This window comes from Actinocorallia aurea (assembly GCF_054783995.1).
This window is the reverse complement of sequence record NZ_BAAGPQ010000004.1, coordinates 42,201-62,507: the sequence shown is the minus strand read 5'-3', so window position 1 is coordinate 62,507 and position 20,307 is coordinate 42,201. Positions and strand designations below refer to the sequence as shown.

Below are 20,307 nucleotides of genomic sequence, written 5' to 3'. Positions count from 1 at the left end.
ACGGGATCTTCCGCCGGTGAGAATGGCCCGCGACCCGCTTCCGGATTTCCCCGGAAACGCGAAGAGTCCTTTTCTGGTATGTCGGATACCGCGTGCCGCAGGTGATGAATCCCCCGTTGAAGTCGCGCCGTCCGTCGGAGATCATGACTCCGGATCCGCACGCGTTGAGGAGGCCGTCGCCGGTGACCTGGGTGAGCCGCGTCCCCGCGCTGGACTGGATCCGCTTCGCCCTGCTCGCGGCCGGCGCGGTCTTCGTGCTCACCGGGCTGCTGCCCGCCGCGGAGGCCGAGGCGAACCTGCGCCGGATCGCGCCCCTGCTGGTGTTCCTCGTCGCCGTCATCGTGCTGGTCGAGCTGACCAAGACCGCGCAGCTCTTCGACGTCGTCGCCGCCCGGATCGCCATCGCGGGCAAGGGCCGGTACGGCAGGCTCTTCCTGCTGTGCACGGCCTTCGCCTCGCTCACGACGGTCTTCCTGAACCTCGACACCACGGCCGTCCTGCTCACCCCCGTCATGCTGGCGCTCGCCGCCCGCTCGGGGATCGCCGCGCTCCCGCTGGCGATGACGACGGTCTGGCTCGCCAACACCGCGAGCCTGCTCCTGCCCGTGTCCAACCTGACGAACCTGCTCGCCGCCGACCGGGTCGCGCTGGCGCCCTGGGACTTCGCGGCCCGCATGTGGGCGCCCCAGCTCGTCGCGATCGCGGTCACGATGCTCGCGCTCTGGGTGCTGTACTGGCGGCGCGGCGCGCGCGGGGCCGAGGCCTACGAGCCGCCCGCGCCCGAACGCGTCCGGGACGGGTTCCTGTGCGGGGCGGCCGCCGCGGCCTGCCTCGGCTTCGTCGCCGGGGTCCTCGCGGGCGTCCCCGTCGAGTACGCGGCGGGCGCGGCGGCGCTGGCGCTGGCGCTGGTGTTCGGCGCGCGGCGGCCCACGGCGCTGCGGCCGGCGCTGGTGCCCTGGCGGCTGCTCGTGTTCGTCACCGGGCTGTTCCTCGTGGTGCCCGTGCTCGTCAGGTTCGGCCTCGACGCCGTCATGACCGCGCTCGTCGGCGCGGACGGCGGGTTCGGGGGCGCGCTGCGCGCGTCCGCGGTGGGCGCGGGACTGTCCAACCTCATCAACAACCTGCCCGCCTACACCGCGGGCGAGGCCGCCGTGCCCCCGGGCAACGACGACCAGCTCCTCGCCCTGCTCATCGGCACCAACGTGGGCCCGCTCATCACGCCCTGGGCGTCCCTGGCGACCCTGCTGTGGTTCGAGTGGTGCCGCCGCTTCGAACTCGCCGTCCCCATCGGCCGCTTCGCCGCCCACGGCGCCCTCCTCGCCGCCGTCGCCCTCCCCGCCTCGGTCACCGCCCTCGTCCTGCTCTAGCCGCCCGCGCAGGTCTCTCGGCCTGCCCCGGCCGGTCTGGGAGGGTGTTCCTAGGCCTGCTCTCTAGTCGGCTGAGCGCAGGGTCTGGACGGCGAGGCGCGCGGCGGTGCCGATGACGGCGTCGGCGCGGGGCTGGGCGGAGGTCGCGCGCGGCGAGCGGGTGAAGACGGCGACGGCGTAGCGGCCTCCGTCGGGGTACTCCACGACGCCGATCTCGTTGCGCAGCGTGGGCAGGGTGCCGGTCTTTCCGCTCACCACGACGTCGTCGTACGGGAAGCCGGACGCCAGCCGGTGCGGCCAGACCTGGAGGCCGAGCATCCGGCGCATCAGCGCGCACGCGTCGGGCGGCGCGGCCTCGTCGCGCCAGATCGCCGCGAGCAGGCGGGTCATCTCGCGGGCGGTGCCGCGGGTGGCGCGGGCGGGGTCGAGCGCGGACAGCCGCGCGAGCATGCCGGGCTCGCCGATCCGCGCCCACAGCTCGGTCGGCTCGGTGACGCCCGCGTCGGCGAGCATCGAGGCGTGCAGGTCGCCCGCGCCGCCGACGACCCGGGTGCCGGAGAGGCCCAGCTCGTCGAGCGCGCGGTTGACGTGGGCGAGCCCGACCCGTTCCAGCACCGCGTCGGCCGCGGTGTTGTCGCTCACGGTGATCATCAGGCAGGCGAGGTCGCGCAGCGACATCCGCACCTCGTCCAGCAGCACCGAGGTGCCGGTGGGCCCGGCGACCCGGGTCTCGGGCGGCAGGACGACGCTCTCGCGCGGGTCGAGCGCCCCGGCGGCGGCCCGCCGGAGGAACGCGACGAGCAGCGGCACCTTGAACACCGACGCGAGCACGGCAGGCTCGTCGGCCCCGACCGCGACCTCCGCGCCGGAGTCCAGGTCGAGCGCGTGCAGCAGGCCGCGCACGCCCGCGTCGCGGAACTCGGCCTCGATGCGGCCCGCGGCCCCGGCGATCACGCGAGGAACCCGGAGGACGGGCGCGGCGCGAGCCGGGGCGCGACGGACGTCATGGCGGCCTCGGCGCGCAGCACGCGGGTCGCGACCTCGACGAGGTCGGTGAGCGCGCCGTCGGGGGAGTGGCCGGCCCGCCAGGCGCAGGACGTCCGCCACAGCAGCGGGTCGCCTTCCAGGGGCCGCCACACGGTGCCCGGCACCGTCCGGGCGCGCGGGACGAGCGCCACGGCGGTCCCGGCGAGGACGAGGCCGAGCGTGAACTGGGGGTGCGGGGACTCGTGCACGGCCTCGGGCGCGAACCCGTGCGGCGCGCACGCGGCGAGCAGGTCCGCGGGCGGCACGGCGCCCAGGTCGACGACGAGGTCGTGGCCGCGCAACTCGGCGAGCGGGAGGACGGGGGAGGCGGCGAGGGCCGACCCCTCGGGTAGCAGGACGCCGAGCGGCTGCCCGAGCATCGGCCCGAGGGCCAGGCCGGAGACATCGCAAGGGTGGCGCACCACGGCGACGTCGAGGAGGCCTTCGGCAAGCGCGCGCAGGTGCTCGGCAGTGCTCGCGGGCCGCAGGTCGAGCGGGAGGTCGGGGCGCACGTCGCGGTAGGCGCCGATGAGGGCGGCCACGACGCGCCCGTCGAGGTCCTCGGGGATGCCCGCGCGCAGCACGGCGCGCTCGCCCGCGCGGAAGGCGATGCCGCGGATACGCTCGACATGGGACAGGAGCTCCCGGGCGTCGTCCAGGAGCAGCCTTCCGGTCTCGGTGAGCGCGACGCGGCGGCTGGAGCGGTCGAACAGCCGGGTGCCGAGCTCGCCCTCCAGGCGCTGGATGCGCTGGCTGAGGGGTGGCTGGGCCATGCCGAGCCGCGCGGCGGCCCGGCCGAAGTGGAGTTCTTCGGCGACCACCACGAAGCACTCCAGGTGCCCCACGAGGTTCATGACTAGGAACTATAGGGCTTTGCATATCAATGTGTAATCAATACCCATCTTGGACATATTCGTGATCTTCTGCTGTCCTGGTTTGTCTTGGGGATCCAACCGGGGGAAGGCGGAAGGCTCATGCGGCGCAGGACAGCGGTGATCGCGGCCGGGGCGACGGTCCTCGTGGCGGCCGGAGCGGGCACGCTCTGGGCGCTGACGAGCGGAGACGGGCCCGAGGACGTCGCGGCGCGGTTCGCCGCCGCCTGGCAGGACCGGGACGCCGCGCAGATGGCGGCCCTCACCGAAGGGGACCCGGCCGACCTCCCCGACCGGCTCGCCAGGACGTGGACCGACCTCGGCGTGACCGCCCAGACGATCCGGCTCGTGTCCGTCGCGGACGGCGACACGGCCACCGCCCACTACCAGGCCGGGCTGACCCTCGGCGGGTCGGGCGTATGGAAGTACGACGGCACCTTCGCGCTGCGCGAGAAGGACGGCGAGTGGCGGGTGGACTGGGCGCCGTCCGTCCTGCATCCGGAGCTCGCCGACGGGCAGCGGCTCACCGCGGTCCGCGTCGCGGCCGAGCGCGGGGCGATCACCGGAGCCGACGGCTCGGACCTGCGGGGCAGCCCCTCCGGATCGGTGCAGCAGCTCCTCGGCCCCGTCGGCGCGGCCACCGAGGAGCAGGCGAAAGAGCTCGGCGCCCCCTACCGCAAGGGCGACCCGGTCGGCCAGGACGGCCTCAACCGGCAGTACGACAAGCGGCTCGCCGGGTCTGCGAAGCTGGAGGTCCGCATCGTCGAGGGAGACGGAGACGGCGACGCCAAGACCGTCGCGAAGCTCGCCGCGTTCGACGGCGCCGCGGGCGAGCCGCTGGAGACGACGATCGACCCGCGCGTCCAGCGCGCGGCGGGCGACGCGCTGTCCCCGGTGAAGAAGAACGCCTCGATGGTGGTCGTGCGGCCCTCGACCGGCGAGATCCTCGCCGTCGCCAACAAGCCCGGCGGCTACAACCGCGCGCTGATGGGCCAGTACCCTCCCGGCTCCACCTTCAAGATCGTGACGGCCGCGGCGCTCGTCTCGGGCGGCCTCAAGGCCACCGACACCGTGCAGTGCCCGGCCACGACCGAGATCGGCGGCCGGACCTTCAAGAACGCCGGATTCGAGAAGTTCGGCGCCATCCCCTTCCGGGACGCCTTCGCGCACTCCTGCAACACCACCTTCGCCGACCTGGCCGTCGCCGACCTCGGCGAGGACCGGCTCGCGAAGGTCGCCGCCCAGTTCGGCTTCAACGCGCCCGTGCTCACCGGCCTGCCCGCCGTCCGCGCCGCGTTCCCCGCGGTCTCCGACGACACCGCGCTCGCCGCCGCCGCGTTCGGCCAGGGCGAGGTGCTGACCAGCCCGCTCAACATGGCGTCCGTCGCCGCCGCGGCCGCCGACGGCACCTGGCGCTCGCCCCGGCTCGTGCCCGCCGATCTCGTCGGCGCGGCCCTCGACGCGGGCGGCAAGAAGGCAGAACCCGACCACCCGCTCGACCCCGGCGTCCGCAAGGCCCTGCGCGTCCTGATGCCCGCCGTCGTCACCGAGGGCACCGCCCACGCCGTCGACTTCCCGCCCGGCACCGCCGGCAAGACCGGCACCGCCGAATACGGCTCCGGCAAGAACCCCCCGAGCCACGCCTGGTTCGTCGGCTACAAGGGCGACCTGGCCTTCGCCGTCATCGTCGAAGGAGGCGGCGCCGGCGCCGAAGCCGCCGCCCCCGTGGCCGCCCGCTTCCTGAACGCCCTGTAGCTCCGGCGACCGGCCGATCGCCGAGGACTCGGCGGGCCAGACGCTTTACCTGCCGGGCCAGGAGGCGCGGAGACGGCCGGCCCGCGGCGCACCGGCGAGATCACCGTCGACGGCGTCGGCGGGCGGTGCCGGCCGCGCGGCGGTCGGGTCAGGCCGGTTCGGGCATGCGGAGGCCCGACGCGGAGGCGAGCATCGGCAGGAGCGTCTCGGCCGCCTCCGGGCGGGCCGCGACGAAGGTGTGCTCGGGGGCGTCCACGCAGATCGGGAACGGGGCGCCGTCCAGGGCGGTGAGGCGGGCGCCGGCCTCGGTGGCGATGAGGGCGCCGGCCGGGAGGTCGACCGGGCCGGTGCGGTAGCCGATGACGGCGTCGATGAGGCCGCGGGCGAGCATGATCCAGGTGAGCTGCGGCGACCAGAGCGCGAGGACCCGGCTGCACCCGCGGTTGAGGACGTACAGGTGCGCCATCGCCGTCGGATCGTCCCGGCTCACCGGGTATCCGACGACGTAGGACACGATGAGGCCTTTGCGGGGGGAGAGTTCCGGCGGCGGCAGCGGCGCCCCGTCCGGGCCGAGCGGGCCGCGGCCCCGCACCGCCGACCACGTCTGGCCCGTGACGGGATCGTGTACCACCCCGACGGCGGGGGCGCCGTCCAGGCAGAGCGCGATCCCCACCGAGTAGGCGGGCAGCCCGATCGTCATGTTGTGGGTCCCGTCGAGGGGGTCGATCACCCACAGCGCCCCGTTCCCGTCGGTCCTGCCGGACTCCTCGGCGAGGACCGAGTGGCCGGGGAAGGCGGTCAGCAGCCGGTCGATGATGATCTGCTCGGACCGCAGGTCGAGGTCGGTGACCAGGTCGCCGGCGGCGCCCTTGGCCCGCACGTCGAACCGGGCGCCGGGCGCCAGGACCGCGCCCGCCGCCTCGGCCGCCTCGACCGCCACCGCGTGCGCTCGCACCAGGTCGATCATGGGTGTGCTCCGTTCGCCAGGAGGAGTTCGGCGGCCCGCCGCGCGAGCCGGGCCGTCTGCCGGGGATCGCCGCGGCGGCGGCGCACGCGGTGCGAGCGCAGGTCCGGCGCGCCGAGCGTGAGGTCGTGCCCGCCGGGCCGGTCGGCCCCGAGCGCGACGGTCGCCGCCTCGCCCGCGACCTCGGTCCGGTGGAACGCGCCCGCGGGCAGCCGGTAGACGTCGCCGCGGGTGAAGGTACCGCCGTCGGAGGGCTCGGCCCGCACGGTCCGCGCCGTCGCCTCCAGCGTGTCGCCGCCGGCCGCGCTGACCACGCGGAACACCCGCAGGTCGGGGCCGTCGGCGAGGCCGGCGAGCGTGTTGCGCAGGGTGCCGTACAGGAGCAGGCTCAGCAGGTCCCAGCTGTGGCAGTGCCACAGCGAGGTGGTCGAGGGGGCCGGGGGAAGCTCGGGCGACCACAGGTGCACGCAGACGCCCGTTCCGGAGGTCCGCTCGACGGGCAGGCACAGGAACCCGAGCGGATGCAGGACCCCGTCGATCCCGCCCTCGGACGCGTCGGTGAGCACCCCGTGCGCCCAGCGCGCGATCTCCGGCGCGGAGCCCGCCTCGCACCGGCGGTGCAGCTCCGCGTAGCGCATCAGCGGTCCCGGGGGTACGGGTCGGCGGCGCGCAGCGCGCGGCGGGCGATGTCCATGACGTCCCGGTCGGTGAACGAGCGGGGCAGGGCGAGCCCGAGCGCCTGGAAGAGCCGCCGGACCTCCTCGATCGTCGGCTCGTCCGACAGCGGGGCGGCGCGGGCCTGCTCCAGCGGGACGCGGCGGGCCTGGTCGAGGCTGTTGAGCAGCTCGGCCGCGCACCAGTCGTAGGTGAACTTGCCCTTGTCGACCTTGAGGGCCGGGCCCGCGGCCTCCTCGCGGGTGATGATCACGCAGGACGCCGAGAGGTCCCAGCGGAACGTCGTCATCTGCCGGGAGAGCCCGATGACGACCTCCAGCAGCCGGAACCGCTCGGTGTACCAGCAGACGGCGAGGATCGTCGCGTAGGACTCCTTGCGGGTCCGCTCCAGGGTCCACGGCTCGGACCCCCCGGTGCTGTCGGCCCCGGCCCGGCGGAACCGGGCGTAGGTGTCGCACACGTCGCCGTCGGACGGGTCGATGATCTCCAGCCGGACGAGGAGGGTCCGGCCGCCCACGCGCGCCGAGGCCACCAGGTCGGGCAGGGTCACCGCCCTGATGTAGGTGCCGGTGCCGCCCTTGAACGTCCACCGGTCGGTGCCCTCGCGCGCGGTGGCCAGCGCCGCGGCCACCTCGGCGCCGCCGAGGACCTGGACCGCCGAGGACTCGTCCAGCGCGAGCCGGGAGCGGCGCACGAGCTGCTCGAACTCCTCGATCTGCTCCAGCCGCTCGGGCAGCACCGTCAGCCTGCCGAGGGACTCGCGGACCTCCTCCTCCACCGGGACGCGCCGGTAGCGGTCACGCAGGATGCCCGCCGACAGCAGGCCGAGGACCAGGAGGGTGGCCCCGGAGACCAGCTGTGGATCGGGGTCGTCGGTCAGCCCGATGACGGCCACGACGGCCGCGACGAGCAGCGCGATCGCGCCGTCGGCGTTCTTGACGAGCCAGAGGGCGAACCGTGCCAATGCGATCCCCGTACCTGTCGGCGGCCTGCACATCGTAAACAAAGAACCCGGGTCGGCGACAGCCTCAAGAATTCCCCAAAGAATGGCCCGGCGGTGAAGCCTGTCCTTTCTGGGGGGAATGAGCGATCTAGCGGTTCAGGACGACCACCGAGCTTCAGGGGAGCCATATATGGCGGGGGACGAGCGGGACGGGAGCGGCGGCGGCACGGGACGCGAAGAGCCCCGTCCGGGCGCGTTCCCGGGCAAGGGCGCCCCCGAGGGCTCAGGAGCCGAGGAGTCCGGCGCTTTCGGGACCGTGAGGGGGCCGAACGACCTGGGCCCTGAGGAGTCCGGCGCCTACGGCACCGAAAGGCGTGCCGCCGAGGGGGCGCGTGAAGGCGTCGCCGAAGGGGCCGCCGCGGCGGCCGGCCGGGAGGGGCGCCGGGAACCGCTCGGGACCGCGCGCGTCGACTCCGGCGCGACCGGGACCGACCGGGCCAAGGGGAACAAGGACTTCAACCCCGCGTGGCTGCTGGTCCCGGCCGCCGGCCTCATGCTCGGCGGGCTCGGCATCGCCAACATGTCCCGCGAGCCCGCCGTCCGGACCACCCCGACGGTGACGGTGACCGCCGTCGACCAGACCGTCACGGTCCCGGCCGCCCCCGCCCCGGCCACGACCGCCGCCGCCTGCCGCCTCGTTTTCACCGGGACGACCTTCGCCCCGCCCGTCGGCACGATCCGCAACTCCCGGACCGGGGTGAGCGAGAGCGCGCCCAACGGACAGGCGTACGCCGTCGTGAACACCACGATCAAGAACGACGGCGGGCAGCCGTGCTCGGCGACCGCGGGCTACCAGCGCGGCTACACCGGGCCGACCGCCTACTACGCGGGAAAGCGCAAGCTGGGCCTGCTCCTGGACGGCGGGCAGGCCCTGGAGACCGCCGTCGGCCCGGGACAGACGGTCCAGGGGTCGTACGTCTTCCAGATCCCGTCCCGGACCACTCTGAGGGAGGTGCGTCTCCGCCAGAACGGCGGCACCGACTGGACGACGGTCAAGGCTCGCTGACCGCCCGTTCCCGACCCAGCGATTTCGGAGCAGACACCATGAGCACACCGATGGACATCAAGAAACTGCTCGGCGCCCGGATGACCGGGCCCGGCGGCGAGGAACTCGGCACCGTCGAACAGATCTTCTTCGACGACGTGACGGGCAACCAGGAATGGGCGCGCCTGCGCATGGGCGGGATGCTCGGCGGCAAGGACAGGTTCGTGCCGCTGGCGGGCAGCGCCCTGTCGGGGCGCGACCTCGTGGTGCCCTATGACAAGAACCGCGTCAAGGACTCTCCCGAGTTGGCCGTGGACCGGCACATCACGCCGGAGCAGGAGGCGCGGCTGCGCAGCTACTACGGCCTCGGCACGACCACCACGACCCCGACGAGCATGTCCGGCAAGGCCACCTCGGCCGCCGCGGCGGGCGCCGCCGGGGCCGCGGGCGCGGCGGGCCGCACGAGCCGCACGAGCCGTTCGGACATCGCCCCGGGCGAGGCGAACACCAACATCGCCGGGGTCACGGGCAGCGCGCCCGGCACGTCCCGCGAGACCACGGCCCGCGACCTGGGCCGCGAGTCGGCCCGCGCCCGCGACTTCGAGGCGCGCCGGCCGGAGGAGCTGTCGCTCACCCGCTGCGAGGAGCGCATCCACTTCCGCACCGAGCAGGTGGAGATGGGCCGGGTCCGGCTGCACAAGTACGTCGACGTGGTGCCCGTGGAGGAGCGCGTCCGGCTCGTGCACGAGGAGTTCGACCTGGAGCGGGTCCCGGTGACCGAGTCGCACACGCCGGGCGCCGAGCAGATCGGCGAGGACACCGTCGAGATCGTGCTGCGGGGCCAGCGGGCCTTCGCCGTCAAGGAGACGCACGCGGTGGAGCGGGTCCGGCTGAACATCAAGCAGGTCCCCGAGGAGCGGGTCATGCGCGACGAGATCCGCCGCGAGCGGATCGAGGTCGAGCGGTTCGAGGACGGCGTGGGCCACCACGTCGGCCAGAATCCGGCCGAGACGACCCGCCGCGACTCGCCCATCGACCCGGGCGGCAGGCCCGACCGCCGGTAGGCGCGGACGGAGCAGCCGAGAAGGGGACCGGGACGGCCGCGCGGCGGCCTCCCGGTCCCCTTTCGTCCGCCCCCGGTCCGCGACCGGCGATTCTGTCGGTGGCGGGCCGTACGGTGGGGAGTGGACATGGGGGAGGTGGATCGTGGCGCACGAACTTCAGCGGAGACTCGATCTTCAGCGGATCCGCAAGCCCTTCGAGGTCGTCACCGAGATGACGCCGTCGGGGGACCAGCCGGGCGCGATCGCGGCGCTCACGCGGCGGATCGAGGCGGGTGAGAAGGACTCGGTGCTGCTGGGCGCCACCGGCACCGGCAAGACCGCCACGGTCGCCTGGCTGATCGAGAAGGTGCAGCGGCCGACCCTGGTGATGCTGCCCAACAAGACGATCGCCGCCCAGTTCGCCAACGAGCTGCGGGAGATGCTCCCGAACAACGCGATCGAGTACTTCGTGTCGTACTACGACTACTACCAGCCCGAGGCGTACGTCCCGCAGACCGACACCTACATCGAGAAGGACTCCTCGATCAACGACGAGGTGGAGCGGCTGCGCCACTCGGCGACCTCGTCCCTGGTGACCCGGCGGGACGTCGTGGTGGTCGCCTCCGTCTCGTGCATCTACGGCCTCGGCGCGCCCGAGGAGTACGTCAACCAGATGGTCAAGCTGAAGGTCGGCGAGGAGATCGAGCGGGACGCCCTGCTGCGCCGCCTGGTGGACATCCAGTACGCCCGCAACGACCTCGCCTTCACCCGCGGCACGTTCCGGGTGCGCGGCGACACCATCGAGGTGATCCCGAAGTACCAGGAGCTGGCCGTCCGGGTCGAGATGTTCGGCGACGAGATCGACAAGCTGTCCACCCTGCACCCGCTCACCGGCGAGGTCCTGGAGGAGCACGAGGAGCTCCACATCCTGCCCGCCACCCACTACGGCGCGGGCGAGGAGGGGATGCGCCTGGCGATCGAGGGGATCGAGGCCGAGCTGGCCGAGCGGCTCGCCGTCCTGGAGGGCCAGGGCAAGCTGCTGGAGGCCCAGCGGCTGCGCATGCGCACCACCTACGACCTGGAGATGCTGCGCCAGATCGGGTCCTGCTCGGGCATCGAGAACTACTCGCGGCACATGGACGGCCGCGCGCCGGGCACCGCGCCGAACACCCTGCTCGACTTCTTCCCCGAGGACTTCCTGCTGGTGGTCGACGAGTCGCACCAGACCATCCCGCAGATCGGCGCGATGTACGAGGGCGACGCCTCCCGCAAGCGCCAGCTCGTCGACCACGGCTTCCGGCTTCCCTCGGCCCTGGACAACCGCCCGCTCAAGTGGGAGGAATTCCTGGAGCGGATCGGCCAGACCGTCTACCTGTCGGCCACCCCGGGCCCGTACGAGCTGGGCCGCGTCAAGGGCGATGTCGTGGAGCAGGTGATCCGCCCGACCGGCCTGGTCGACCCGGAGATCGTCGTCAAGCCCACCAAGGGCCAGATCGACGACCTGGTGCACGAGATCAGGGTGCGCACCGAGAAGGACGAGCGCGTCCTGGTCACCACGCTCACCAAGAAGATGGCCGAGGACCTCACCGACTACCTGCTGGAGCTGGGCGTGCGCGTCCGGTACCTGCACAGCGAGGTCGACACCCTGCGCCGGATCGAGCTGCTGCGCGAGCTGCGCCAGGGCGAGTTCGACGTCCTGGTCGGCATCAACCTGCTGCGCGAGGGCCTGGACCTGCCGGAGGTGTCCCTGGTCTCCATCCTGGACGCCGACAAGGAGGGCTTCCTGCGCTCGGAGACGTCGCTGATCCAGACGATCGGGCGCGCGGCCCGCAACGTCTCCGGCGAGGTCCACATGTACGCCGACAAGATCACCCCGTCGATGGAGCGGGCGATCGACGAGACCAACCGGCGCCGGGCCAAGCAGGAGGCCTACAACGCCGAGCACGGCATCGAGCCGACGGCCCTGCGCAAGAAGATCGCCGACATCCTCGATTCGATCGTCCGCGAGGACGAGGACACCGCGGTGATGATGGGCGGCTCGGGCCGGGCCCAGTCGCGCGGCAAGGCGCCGGTGCCGGGCTTCGGCAGCCGGGCCGAGATCGGCAGGCACGCCTCCGATCTGGTCACCGACCGGCCACGTGAGGAGCTGGAGGGCCTGATCACCTCGCTCACCGACCAGATGCACCAGGCGGCCGCCGACCTCCAGTTCGAGGTCGCGGCCCGGTTGCGCGACGAGATCAAGGAGCTGAAGCGGGAGCTGCGCGATCTCAAAGAGGCCGGCATCTCCTGAGCAGCGGAATGACCAGGTTGTCGGCGAGTCGTCCGGCCGCCCCCGGGTCGGTGATCGGGTCGAGCAGGACCATCCGGTAGCCGAGGTAGGCGGGGACCGCCGAGAAGGCCAGGTCGACGTCCGCGCCCGGATCGACCTCGCCGCGCAGCACGGCACGGCCGAGGATGCGCCTGGCCACCTCGTTGCGCGGCAGGATGATCCGGCGCCGGTAGGCCCGGTTGAGGTCGGGGTCGACCGGCAGCCGGGCGGCGAGCGCGGCGAGCAGGTCGCGGTACAGGGCCTGCTCGCGCAGCAGCGCGGAGATGAAGGCGACGAGCTCCTCGCGCAGCCCCAGGTCGCCCGGGTCGGGCGGGCAGGGCAGGCACCCCGAGACCAGCGCCTCGACCAGGAGGTCGGCGGTCATCGGCCAGCGCAGCCGCAGGGCGGGCAGCGACACATCGGCGCGGTCGGCCACGGCCTCGTGGGTGAGGTCGGGGTCCGCGCGGAACGCCTCGATCACCGCGGCGTAGATCCGGCCCCGTGCGGCCGACCCCGCCGGGGTCTCCTGATTGGTCAGGATCACGCCCCCGCCTTCGCGCTCGGTTGCTCTTTCGTCACTCAGAACGGTGGAAAGTGTGGCAATACGGAGGTGGGCGCGGGGGGTGTTCTCCCGAAAAAGTTCTGACATCTCCTGCTGGGACGAAGAATCCTTCTACTGAAATGACCGCTTCAACCAGTTTTGCCCCGATCGAACCGGGCGGTCCAGCTCCGTCCCTCGCGGCCCCTGCGGCGCCGGGCGCGGACGATGAGCCGGGTCGTGACGGCCAGCAGGATCACCACGAGGATGACGCCGAGGAGCGGCGCGAGGATCGCGATGACGCTCAGGCCGAGCGAGAACACGTCCTCGGTGGTGCTGAGGACCGGCGCCGCAGTGCCCATCGTCCCGGCGTTGGCGATCGGCCGGATCGTGCTCTTGGTGCCGTGCACCGTCAGCGCCGTGAGGATGCCGACGACCCAGCCGATCCACGGCTGCTCGTGCAGCAGGCCCGCCCCCGTGCCGATCGACGCGTCGATCTTCTCCGCGGCGGTGCTGGCCGCCATGACGGCCCCGCCCGCGGCGGGCCGCACGAACGTCATCACCGTGTCGTTGACGCTGTCGACCAGCGGCACCTTGTCCAGCACGATCTCCGCGGCCAGGAGCACCCCGAGCGCCGTCAGCGCCCATCCGTTCTCCATCCACGAGAACTGCGACGGCAGCACCACCGCATCCCCGTACCGGGCGAGCACCCCCACCACGAGGATCGGGATGTAGGCGTTCAGCCCCGCCGCCCCGGCGAGCCCGAGCCCAGTCAGAAACGCAAGCATGTCTTCCCCTCCGGAGCGGGAGTTCCCCCGGCAAGGCCCGGCGGAACTCCCCTTCCGGTATTTAGGACGCACCCACCGCCCCCGCGGTGCCCACCGGCCGCCCGCCCGCGGGCGGCCGGGCCGGGAACCCTCCGAACGTGATCGGGCGCCCCCGCACCCGATCACCGCGACGCCGCAGGCGGCGCCGTCAGCGGGTGAGGGCGGACATCCGCTCGACGCTGTCCGCGAACTCCTCGACCATGTCGTAGACGACCTGCTTGGCCGGCTTCACCGTGTTCATGAGGCCGACGACCTGCCCGACGAAGTAGTTGGCGAGCTGCTTCGCCCCTTCGTTGCCGCTCTCGGCGTGCTTGACGATGTGCCGCATGGCCGCCTCGGCGACGATCATCTGCAGCGGCATCGGCAGGGCGCCGGGGGAGTCGGGGCCCTCCCACTCGGCGGTCCAGGCGGACTGGAGCTGGCGGGCGTGCTTGCCGGTGCGCGAGCGCGAGCGGATGGTGTCCTTGGCCGTCGCCGCCAGCATCTTGGCCTTGACCGTGGAGGGGGTCTCGGCCTCCTCGGTGGTGAGCCAGACCGAGCCGCACCAGACGCCGGACGCGCCCAGCGCGATCGACGCGGCGACCTGGCGGCCGGTGGCGATGCCGCCCGCGGCCAGGACGGGGATCGGCGCGACCGCGTCGACGACCTGGGGGACCAGGACCATCGTGGAGATCTCGCCGGTGTGCCCGCCGGCCTCGCCGCCCTGCGCGACGATCAGGTCGACGCCCGCGGCGACCTGCCGGGCGGCGTGCTCCACGGTCCCGACGAGCGCGGCGACGGGCACGCCCGCGGCCTTGGCCTTCTCGACCATGATGGGCGGCGGGGTGCCCAGCGCGCTGGCGATCATCCGGGTGCCGTGGCTGAGCGAGATGTCGATCAGCTCGGTCGCGCCGCTGCCCGTCACGGCCCGCGCCCCGCTGCGCGCGGCCTTGTCGGCGTTCGCGCCGCGGCCGAGTTCCGGCGCGGGGACGCCGTACTTGGCGAACAGGTTCTCCAGGAACTTCCAGTGCTCGGCGGGGATGGCCGCGAGGGGGTCGCCGCCTTCCCGCGCGGAGGAGTCGATCTTGCCGGGGACGAGCACGTCGACGCCGTAGGGGCGGCCGTTCGTCTCCCGGTCGATCCAGGCGAGTTCCTCTTCGAGCCGGTCGGGGGTGTAGGCGACCGCGCCCAGGACGCCGAGGCCGCCCGCGTTGGTGACCGCCGCGACGACGTCCCGGCAGTGGCTGAAGGCGAAGATCGGGAACTCGATCCCGAACATCTCGCACACGTCGGTCTTCATGGTGCTCCCTAGCAGGGTGGGGGGTCAGGCGGGCCGGAAGACGAGGAGGGGCTCGCCGTCGTCGGGCCGGACGAAGGCGGCCTTGAGGGCGAGGCCGGCGGCCGGGGCGGAGACGCCGTCGAGGGCGGCGCGCAGCCACGGGCCTTCGGCGAGCTCGGCGAACGCGATGTGCAGGGCCTCGCCCTCGCCGCGGGGGTGGACCTTCGCCCAGGTGACGAGGACGGCGTCGCCGGAGGCGGCGGTCCACTCCAGGGAGGAGCCGCCGCAGACGTGGCAGCCGGACGCGTCGGGGGCGTGCCAGGCCGCGCAGTCGGCGCAGCGCTTGATCACGAGCTCCTCGCGGCCGGCGGCGTCGAAGAAGGCGTCGGAGCGGCCGTCGCGGCGGATCGTGGGCTGGGTCATCGGGTCACCGTCCCGTCGGGCTGAGGATGAGGGTGCTGTGGTGGTCGAAGATGCCGCCGTTGCCGCTGACGAGGATCGTCTCGTTGCGCGCGACCTGGCGCTCGCCGCCCTGGCCGCGGGCCTGGATGATCGCCTCGGAGACCGGCGTCATGCCCCACATGTAGTAGCCGGACAGCTGGCCGCCGCCGGTGTTGGTCGGCAGCGCGCCGCCGGGGCCGAGTGCGCCGGACGCGACGAACTCGCCGCCCTCGCCCTTGGCGCAGAACCCGTAGTCCTCAAGGGTGATGAGGGTGGTGATGGTGTAGCAGTCGTAGAGCTGGCACATCTGGACGTCCGAGACGGTGATCCCGGCCATCTTCATGGCCGCCGCGCCGGACTGGACGGCCCCGGTCGTCAGGCCGAAGCCGCTGCCGCGCTCGTACCGGTTGCCGGGGTGGCCCTGACCCCAGCCGAGGATGTGCACGGCGGGCTGGGCGAGGTCGGCGGCCCGGTCGGCCGCGGTGACGATCACCGCGACCGCCCCGTTGGAGACCAGGCAGCAGTCGAGCAGGTGCAGGGGCTCGACGACCCAGCGCGACGCCTGGTGGTCGGCCAGCGTGATCGGCTCGCGCATCTGCGCGATCGGGTTCTTCGTCGCCCACGCGCGGGTGGAGACCGCGACCGCGCCGAGCTGCTCGCTGGTCGTGCCGTAGGTCTCCATGTGCCGCTGCGCGGCGAGCGCGTAGTAGGCGTTGACGGAGCGGAAGCCCTGTGCGGCGGTCATGCCGCCGTATCCGCGGAACTCGCGCGGCGCGCTGTCGTAGGCGGCCCCCGCCGACACCTTGGGCCGCAGCGGCGCGTCGGCGAAGACGCACGCGACGGCCGAGGCCGATCCGCTCTGCACCGCCATGGCCGCGTTCGCGATCATCGCGCCCGCCGTCGCGCCGAACGCGTTCATGACGGTCAGCAGCCGCAGGTCGCGCAGGCCGAGCGCGTCGGCCAGCTCGATCCCGGGCGAGCCGCCCATGCCGTGGCTGATCAGCAGCCCGTCCAGATCCTCCAGTGCCAGGCCCGCGTCCGCCGCGGCCAGCCGGACCGCGTCCGCGGCCAGCCTGCGCGCGCTGCGCCCGTACACCTTGCCCATCTCGGTCATGCCGAGACCGGCGATCGCCGCTCCCACCGAAGCCACCTCCCGCTTACTTTTGCGGACACCATACCGAACGGGATTCGGTCACGGGAGAACAAGGTGGCCGTAGTAGGACGACTTGATCGCTCTGGTAGGCCACCGGGAGTCCCCGGTGTGCTACCTTGTGCAGCGGTCGTAGCTGTACTTTCGCCTGATCGAGTGTCGATGCCCGCGGAGTTCATCTTCCGCGGGTTTTCTTCATTTACAGGGGGAGCTTTCGTGGCGACCACGGGCCCGCGCGGTGCGGGCCCGAGCGACAAACCAGGAGTGCAGTATGGCGCAGGGCACCGTCAAGTGGTTCAACGGTGAGAAGGGTTACGGCTTCATCTCCCAGGATGAGGGCGGCCCGGACGTGTTCGTCCACTTCAGTGCCATCCAGGGTTCCGGCTACCGGAACCTGGAAGAGGCCCAGCGGGTGGAGTTCGACATCACCCAGGGTCCGAAGGGTCCGCAGGCGGAGAACGTCCGCGGCCTCTGACGAGACGTGAGCCGAGGCCCCCGCGCACCGCGCGGGGGCCTCGTGCCATCTCCGGGGTCCCCAGGGGACCTCTCGGGACTCCTGCTAGCGCCCCTCAGAGGGCCGCCAGCAGCCTTTCGCTCTCCGCGGCCCAGTGGGCCAGTCCCAGCCGGACGTGGACCGCACGGGCCGCCTCGGCGTGCTCCCGGGCCAGGGAACGGTCCCCGAGCGCCGCGGCGAGTTCGGCGAGGACGCCGTGGACCGACCCCCACGAGGTGATCCCGATACCCGCGATCACCAGTTCGTCCCGGTGCGGGGCCAGCCGCCGGTAGAGCTCCGCGGGGTCGGGCGTGCCCAGCCGGGCCGCGATCCGCCCCCACACCGCGGCATGGAAGTCCTCGGTCCAGGTGCGGCGGATCTCCGTGCCCCACCGCGCCATCAGCGCCCGCGCGCCCGCCTCGTCGCCGGACTCCAGCAGCGCGAGGACCGCCGTGGGCCGGAGCGGCTCCGTCGTCTCGGCCTCGGCCAGCAGCCCGTCCAGGAGGCCTCCGGCGTCGCCCAGCGCGCGGCGGGCGGTCATGAGGCCGTTCCAGCGGCAGAACTCCAGACCGTACATCGTCGAGCCCTCCAGCAGGGAGGTGTACCGCTCCACGACCTGCTCCACCTCCGCCCAGCGGCCCTCCAGCGTCAGCGCCGCGGTCTCCGCGATCGCGGTCATCGCGTGGATGGCGCGGTCGCGCATCGCCTCGGCGAGGTCGGCGACCCGGCGCAGCTCCGCCCGGCAGCCCGGCAGGTCGCCGTCCCGGATCAGCGAGGTGGCCAGGAAGATCCGGGCGACGCACTCGGCCTGCCCGCCGAGCCCCGGGACCGCCAGCATCTCGCGCAGGGCCGCCGCGCGTTCGGCCTCCCGGCCCATCACGTAGAGGACCAGGACCTGGTTGTTGAGGGTCCGCGCCAGCAGCGCCGGATCGCCGAGGCGGCGCGCGATCGCCACCGCCTCGGCCGCCAGCGCCTCCCCGTCGGCGCGGTCGGGCCCGTAGTGCAGCTCCAGGGCGAGGGTGCCGAGCAGCTCGGCGCGCCGCGCGTCGGGCAGCGGCCCGGCCAGCAGCTCCCGCAGCAGCGCCACGATCCGGGCGTCGACCTCCCCGTAGGCGCGGAACATCCACTGGCTGTGCCCGCCGAACACCGCCAGGGCGCGGATCAGGGTGTCCCGGTCGCCGGCCTCCGACGCCAGGTCGATCGCGGTCTCCAGCGACGCCCGGGCCCCCGCCACGTCGCCGCGCGCATGGTGCGCCAGCCCCAGCTCCACCAGCAGCCCGCGCCGCCGCTCGGGGTCGGCCGAGCCGAGCGCGTCCAGCGCCCGCTCCCAGTGCCCGGCGGCCTCGTGGTGGGCGTGCTGGGCGGCGGCCTGCCGGGCGGCGGCCGAGGCGTACTCGACGGCCTTGGCCGCGCCGCCCACGGGCGCCGCCATGCCGTAGTGGTGGGCCAGGGCGGGCAGCCGTACGGCCCGGTCGAGGCCGGGCGCCGCCTCGACGGCGGCGCCCGCCCCCAGGTGCGCCCGCGCCCGCTCCAGGCGGCTCAGCCCCGAGTACAGCGCGTCCCGGACGAGGGGGTGCGCGAAGGCGTAGTCGAAGCCGTCCGGAAGCTCGGTGAGCAGCCCCACCGCGACCGCGGGCTCCAGCCGGGACAGCACGTCGGGCACCTGCGCGCCCGACACCGCCGACAGCATCTCGGGCCCGAACTCGCGGCCCAGCACCGAGGCGGTGCGCAGCAGCGCGCCGGTCCCCTCGGGCAGCCGCGCGACCCGCCGGGAGATGACTTCGCGGACGCCCGGCGGAACCCGCAGTCCGAGGCCCCGCTCGGCCGCGGGCAGCCGCAGCAGCTCGCCCAGGTAGAAGGGGTTGCCGCCGGTGCGCTCGTGCAGCCGGGCGGCGAGGCGCGGCCCGCCGGGGTTTCCGGTCCGCTCAAGGTAGGCGCCGACCTCCGCGACGGTCAGCGGCGGTACGTCGAGGCGGGTCACGCCCTGCTCGCGGGCGAGCGCGCCGAGGGCGTCGGTGAGCTGTTCGGGCGCCCCGCCCGGCTCGGGCCGCAGCGTCGCGACGACGAGCACCGGCCTGCGGTGCAGCTCGGCGGCGGCGAAGGTGAGCAGGCGCAGCGACGAGGCGTCGGCCCAGTGCAGGTCGTCCAGCACCAGCAGCCGCGGCTCGGGGCCGCCGGTGAGCGCCTCCAGCGCGGCCGAGTGCAGGGCGAACGGGGACATCCCTCCCGCGCCCTGTCCGAGCAGGAGGTCGGCGCCGGGCACGCCGAGGTCGCGCAGCACCTGGAGCCACGGCCAGAACGGGGGCGCGCCGGTGTCCTCCGCGCAGCGGCCCCAGGCCGTCCGGACGCCGAGTGCCGCGGCCTCTTCGGCGACGGCCCGGGCGAGCCGGGTCTTGCCGACGCCCGCCTCGCCCGCGAGGAGGAGCAGCCCGCCCCGGCCGGCCCGCGCCGCGGCGAGCAGCGCCGCGCCCGTGTCGCGTTCCGGGCCGCGGCCGACCAGTCCGTCCGAAGGGCCGGGCCCGGCCTCCGCCGGGCGGGTGGGGGCGTTTGCCGGAGAGGCGGGGGCGGGCGAGGCGGGGGCGGGCGAGGCGGGGGCGGGCGGGGCGTCGAGCTCGGGTGACTGCTCGAACACGGCGCGCTCCAGCGCGCGCAGCTCGGGGCCGGGCTCCAGCCCCAGCTCGTCGGCGAGCAGGGCCCGCACCCGGCGCAGCGCGCCGAGCGCCTCGGCCTGCCGCCGGGAGCGGTACAGCGCGAGGACCAGCAGCCCCCACATGCGCTCGCGGTAGGGGTGCGCGTCCACGAGCTGCTCCAGGTCCGCGACGCAGGACGCGGCGTCGCCGAGCGCCAGGCGCGCCTCGGCCCGGTCCTCCAGCGCGGCGGCCCGCAGCTCGCCGAGCCGGGCCCGGACGGGCTGGGCGAAGCCGAACCCGGCGAACTCCGCGAGCGGGTCGCCCTGCCACAGCGCCAGCGCCCTGTCCAGGTCGGCCAGGGCCGCCGCGTGGTCGCCGCCGCGCAGCGCCCGGCGCGCGTCCTCGGCGTGCGCGGCGAACCGGGCCAGGTCGACCTGACCGGGCCGGACCGCCAGCAGGTAGCCGGGCTCGCGGGTGAGCAGGAGCCGCGGCGGGGTGCGCGGCGGCCGGTCGGGCTCCAGCGCCCGGCGCAGCTGGGAGAGGTACGCCTGGAGCGTCCCCGTCGCGCTCGCCGGGGCCTCGCCCGCCCACAGCTCGGCGATGAGCCGGTCGACCGGGACCGCGCGCCCCGGATCGACCGCGAGCATCGCCAGGACCGCCCGCTGTTTGGGCGCACCGACCTCGACGGGCCTGCCCGCGCCGTCGATCACCTCCAGCGCGCCGAACAGGCGCACCGCCATCTCCGCCATCGCCCCTCGCCACCGCAGCAGAACGTCCGACCTCCGGTTGGACGTCATGCGCTCGACCCCGGGTTCTCGTGTCTTTCCAGACTTCCGCAATTCGCCCACAAGTCGGCGACAAATCCCGCACAAGTGGCGGGTCCCAGAGTGGGGCACGCGCCGCGATCGCGGCGCACGGGGAGAGGGCACGGCGACCGCCTGCCCCTCGGCGACGGGCCGCACGGGCGGCCCC

General features: G+C 74.0%; 17 protein-coding genes. 6 read left to right on the top strand and 11 right to left on the bottom strand.

Translation table 11 applies throughout. The features are described 5' to 3' along the window. Positions 1–182: 182 nt before the first annotated feature. A complete protein-coding gene (locus ACYVOM_RS07190) occupies positions 183–1,367 on the top strand; it encodes an ArsB/NhaD family transporter (RefSeq protein ID WP_460302445.1) in 1,185 nt (394 codons plus the stop codon). A gap of 63 nt (positions 1,368–1,430) precedes the next feature. On the opposite strand, the gene ACYVOM_RS07185 is transcribed toward ACYVOM_RS07190, so the two are convergent. Then, a complete protein-coding gene (locus ACYVOM_RS07185; RefSeq protein WP_460302444.1) occupies positions 1,431–2,321 on the bottom strand; it encodes a serine hydrolase in 891 nt (296 codons plus the stop codon). Next, on the bottom strand, positions 2,318–3,247 hold the full coding sequence (locus ACYVOM_RS07180; RefSeq protein ID WP_460302443.1) for a LysR substrate-binding domain-containing protein: 930 nt from the start codon (positions 3,245–3,247) through the stop codon (positions 2,318–2,320). Before ACYVOM_RS07180 ends, ACYVOM_RS07185 begins: the two co-directional genes overlap by 4 nt. A gap of 120 nt (positions 3,248–3,367) precedes the next feature. Here ACYVOM_RS07180 and ACYVOM_RS07175 point away from each other — a divergent pair, with 120 nt between their 5' ends. Next, positions 3,368–5,020, top strand: a complete 1,653-nt coding sequence (locus ACYVOM_RS07175) for a penicillin-binding transpeptidase domain-containing protein (protein WP_460302442.1) — start codon at positions 3,368–3,370, stop codon at positions 5,018–5,020. A gap of 148 nt (positions 5,021–5,168) precedes the next feature. Here ACYVOM_RS07175 and ACYVOM_RS07170 read toward each other — a convergent pair whose 3' ends face one another. From ACYVOM_RS07170 to ACYVOM_RS07160, 3 genes are read right to left on the bottom strand one after another with little or no spacing between them, the layout of a single operon-like run. Continuing rightward, positions 5,169–5,987 carry an inositol monophosphatase family protein gene (locus ACYVOM_RS07170; protein ID WP_460302441.1) on the bottom strand — a complete coding sequence of 273 codons (819 nt, stop codon included), beginning with the start codon at positions 5,985–5,987 and terminating at the stop codon, positions 5,169–5,171. Further along, the gene (locus tag ACYVOM_RS07165; protein ID WP_460302440.1) at positions 5,984–6,622 is read right to left on the bottom strand and encodes a hypothetical protein; all 639 of its coding nucleotides are present in this window, start codon (positions 6,620–6,622) and stop codon (positions 5,984–5,986) included. The genes ACYVOM_RS07170 and ACYVOM_RS07165 overlap by 4 nt, the downstream gene beginning before the upstream one ends. Continuing rightward, positions 6,622–7,623, bottom strand: coding sequence for a hypothetical protein (locus tag ACYVOM_RS07160; RefSeq protein ID WP_460302439.1), 1,002 nt, complete (start codon positions 7,621–7,623; stop codon positions 6,622–6,624). The genes ACYVOM_RS07165 and ACYVOM_RS07160 overlap by 1 nt, the downstream gene beginning before the upstream one ends. A 169-nt stretch (positions 7,624–7,792) precedes the next feature. On the opposite strand from ACYVOM_RS07160, the gene ACYVOM_RS07155 reads away from it, so the two are divergent. From ACYVOM_RS07155 to uvrB, 3 genes are all read left to right on the top strand, one after another. Beyond that, on the top strand, positions 7,793–8,668 hold the full coding sequence (locus ACYVOM_RS07155) for a DUF4352 domain-containing protein (protein ID WP_460302438.1): 876 nt from the start codon (positions 7,793–7,795) through the stop codon (positions 8,666–8,668). Between the two features lie 38 nt (positions 8,669–8,706). Further along, positions 8,707–9,711, top strand: a complete 1,005-nt coding sequence (locus tag ACYVOM_RS07150; RefSeq protein WP_460302437.1) for a YsnF/AvaK domain-containing protein — start codon at positions 8,707–8,709, stop codon at positions 9,709–9,711. Positions 9,712–9,922: 211 nt separating this feature from the next. Continuing rightward, a complete protein-coding gene (uvrB, locus tag ACYVOM_RS07145; RefSeq protein WP_460302615.1) occupies positions 9,923–11,980 on the top strand; it encodes an excinuclease ABC subunit UvrB in 2,058 nt (685 codons plus the stop codon). Here the strand turns inward: uvrB and ACYVOM_RS07140 are convergent. The 5 genes from ACYVOM_RS07140 to ACYVOM_RS07120 form a co-directional block, all read right to left on the bottom strand. Next, entirely contained in the window at positions 11,958–12,542 is a 585-nt protein-coding gene (locus tag ACYVOM_RS07140; RefSeq protein WP_460302436.1) for a TetR-like C-terminal domain-containing protein, read from the bottom strand. The genes uvrB and ACYVOM_RS07140 overlap by 23 nt on opposite strands. Positions 12,543–12,688: 146 nt before the next feature. Continuing rightward, positions 12,689–13,324, bottom strand: coding sequence for a DUF4126 domain-containing protein (locus ACYVOM_RS07135; RefSeq protein WP_460302435.1), 636 nt, complete (start codon positions 13,322–13,324; stop codon positions 12,689–12,691). 187 nt (positions 13,325–13,511) lie between these two features. Next, the gene (locus ACYVOM_RS07130) at positions 13,512–14,642 is read right to left on the bottom strand and encodes an NAD(P)H-dependent flavin oxidoreductase (RefSeq protein WP_460302434.1); all 1,131 of its coding nucleotides are present in this window, start codon (positions 14,640–14,642) and stop codon (positions 13,512–13,514) included. A gap of 24 nt (positions 14,643–14,666) precedes the next feature. Beyond that, positions 14,667–15,044: a Zn-ribbon domain-containing OB-fold protein gene (locus tag ACYVOM_RS07125; RefSeq protein ID WP_460302433.1), complete on the bottom strand. Its 378-nt coding sequence runs from the start codon at positions 15,042–15,044 to the stop codon at positions 14,667–14,669. 4 nt (positions 15,045–15,048) lie between these two features. Next, positions 15,049–16,203 (bottom strand): thiolase family protein, encoded by a 1,155-nt coding sequence (locus ACYVOM_RS07120; RefSeq protein ID WP_460302432.1) that lies wholly within the window; start codon positions 16,201–16,203, stop codon positions 15,049–15,051. Between the two features lie 280 nt (positions 16,204–16,483). Here ACYVOM_RS07120 and ACYVOM_RS07115 point away from each other — a divergent pair, with 280 nt between their 5' ends. After that, entirely contained in the window at positions 16,484–16,687 is a 204-nt protein-coding gene (locus tag ACYVOM_RS07115; protein WP_123663657.1) for a cold-shock protein, read from the top strand. 94 nt (positions 16,688–16,781) lie between these two features. Here ACYVOM_RS07115 and ACYVOM_RS07110 read toward each other — a convergent pair whose 3' ends face one another. Beyond that, the gene (locus ACYVOM_RS07110) at positions 16,782–20,132 is read right to left on the bottom strand and encodes a BTAD domain-containing putative transcriptional regulator (protein WP_460302431.1); all 3,351 of its coding nucleotides are present in this window, start codon (positions 20,130–20,132) and stop codon (positions 16,782–16,784) included. Positions 20,133–20,307 lie beyond the last annotated feature (175 nt).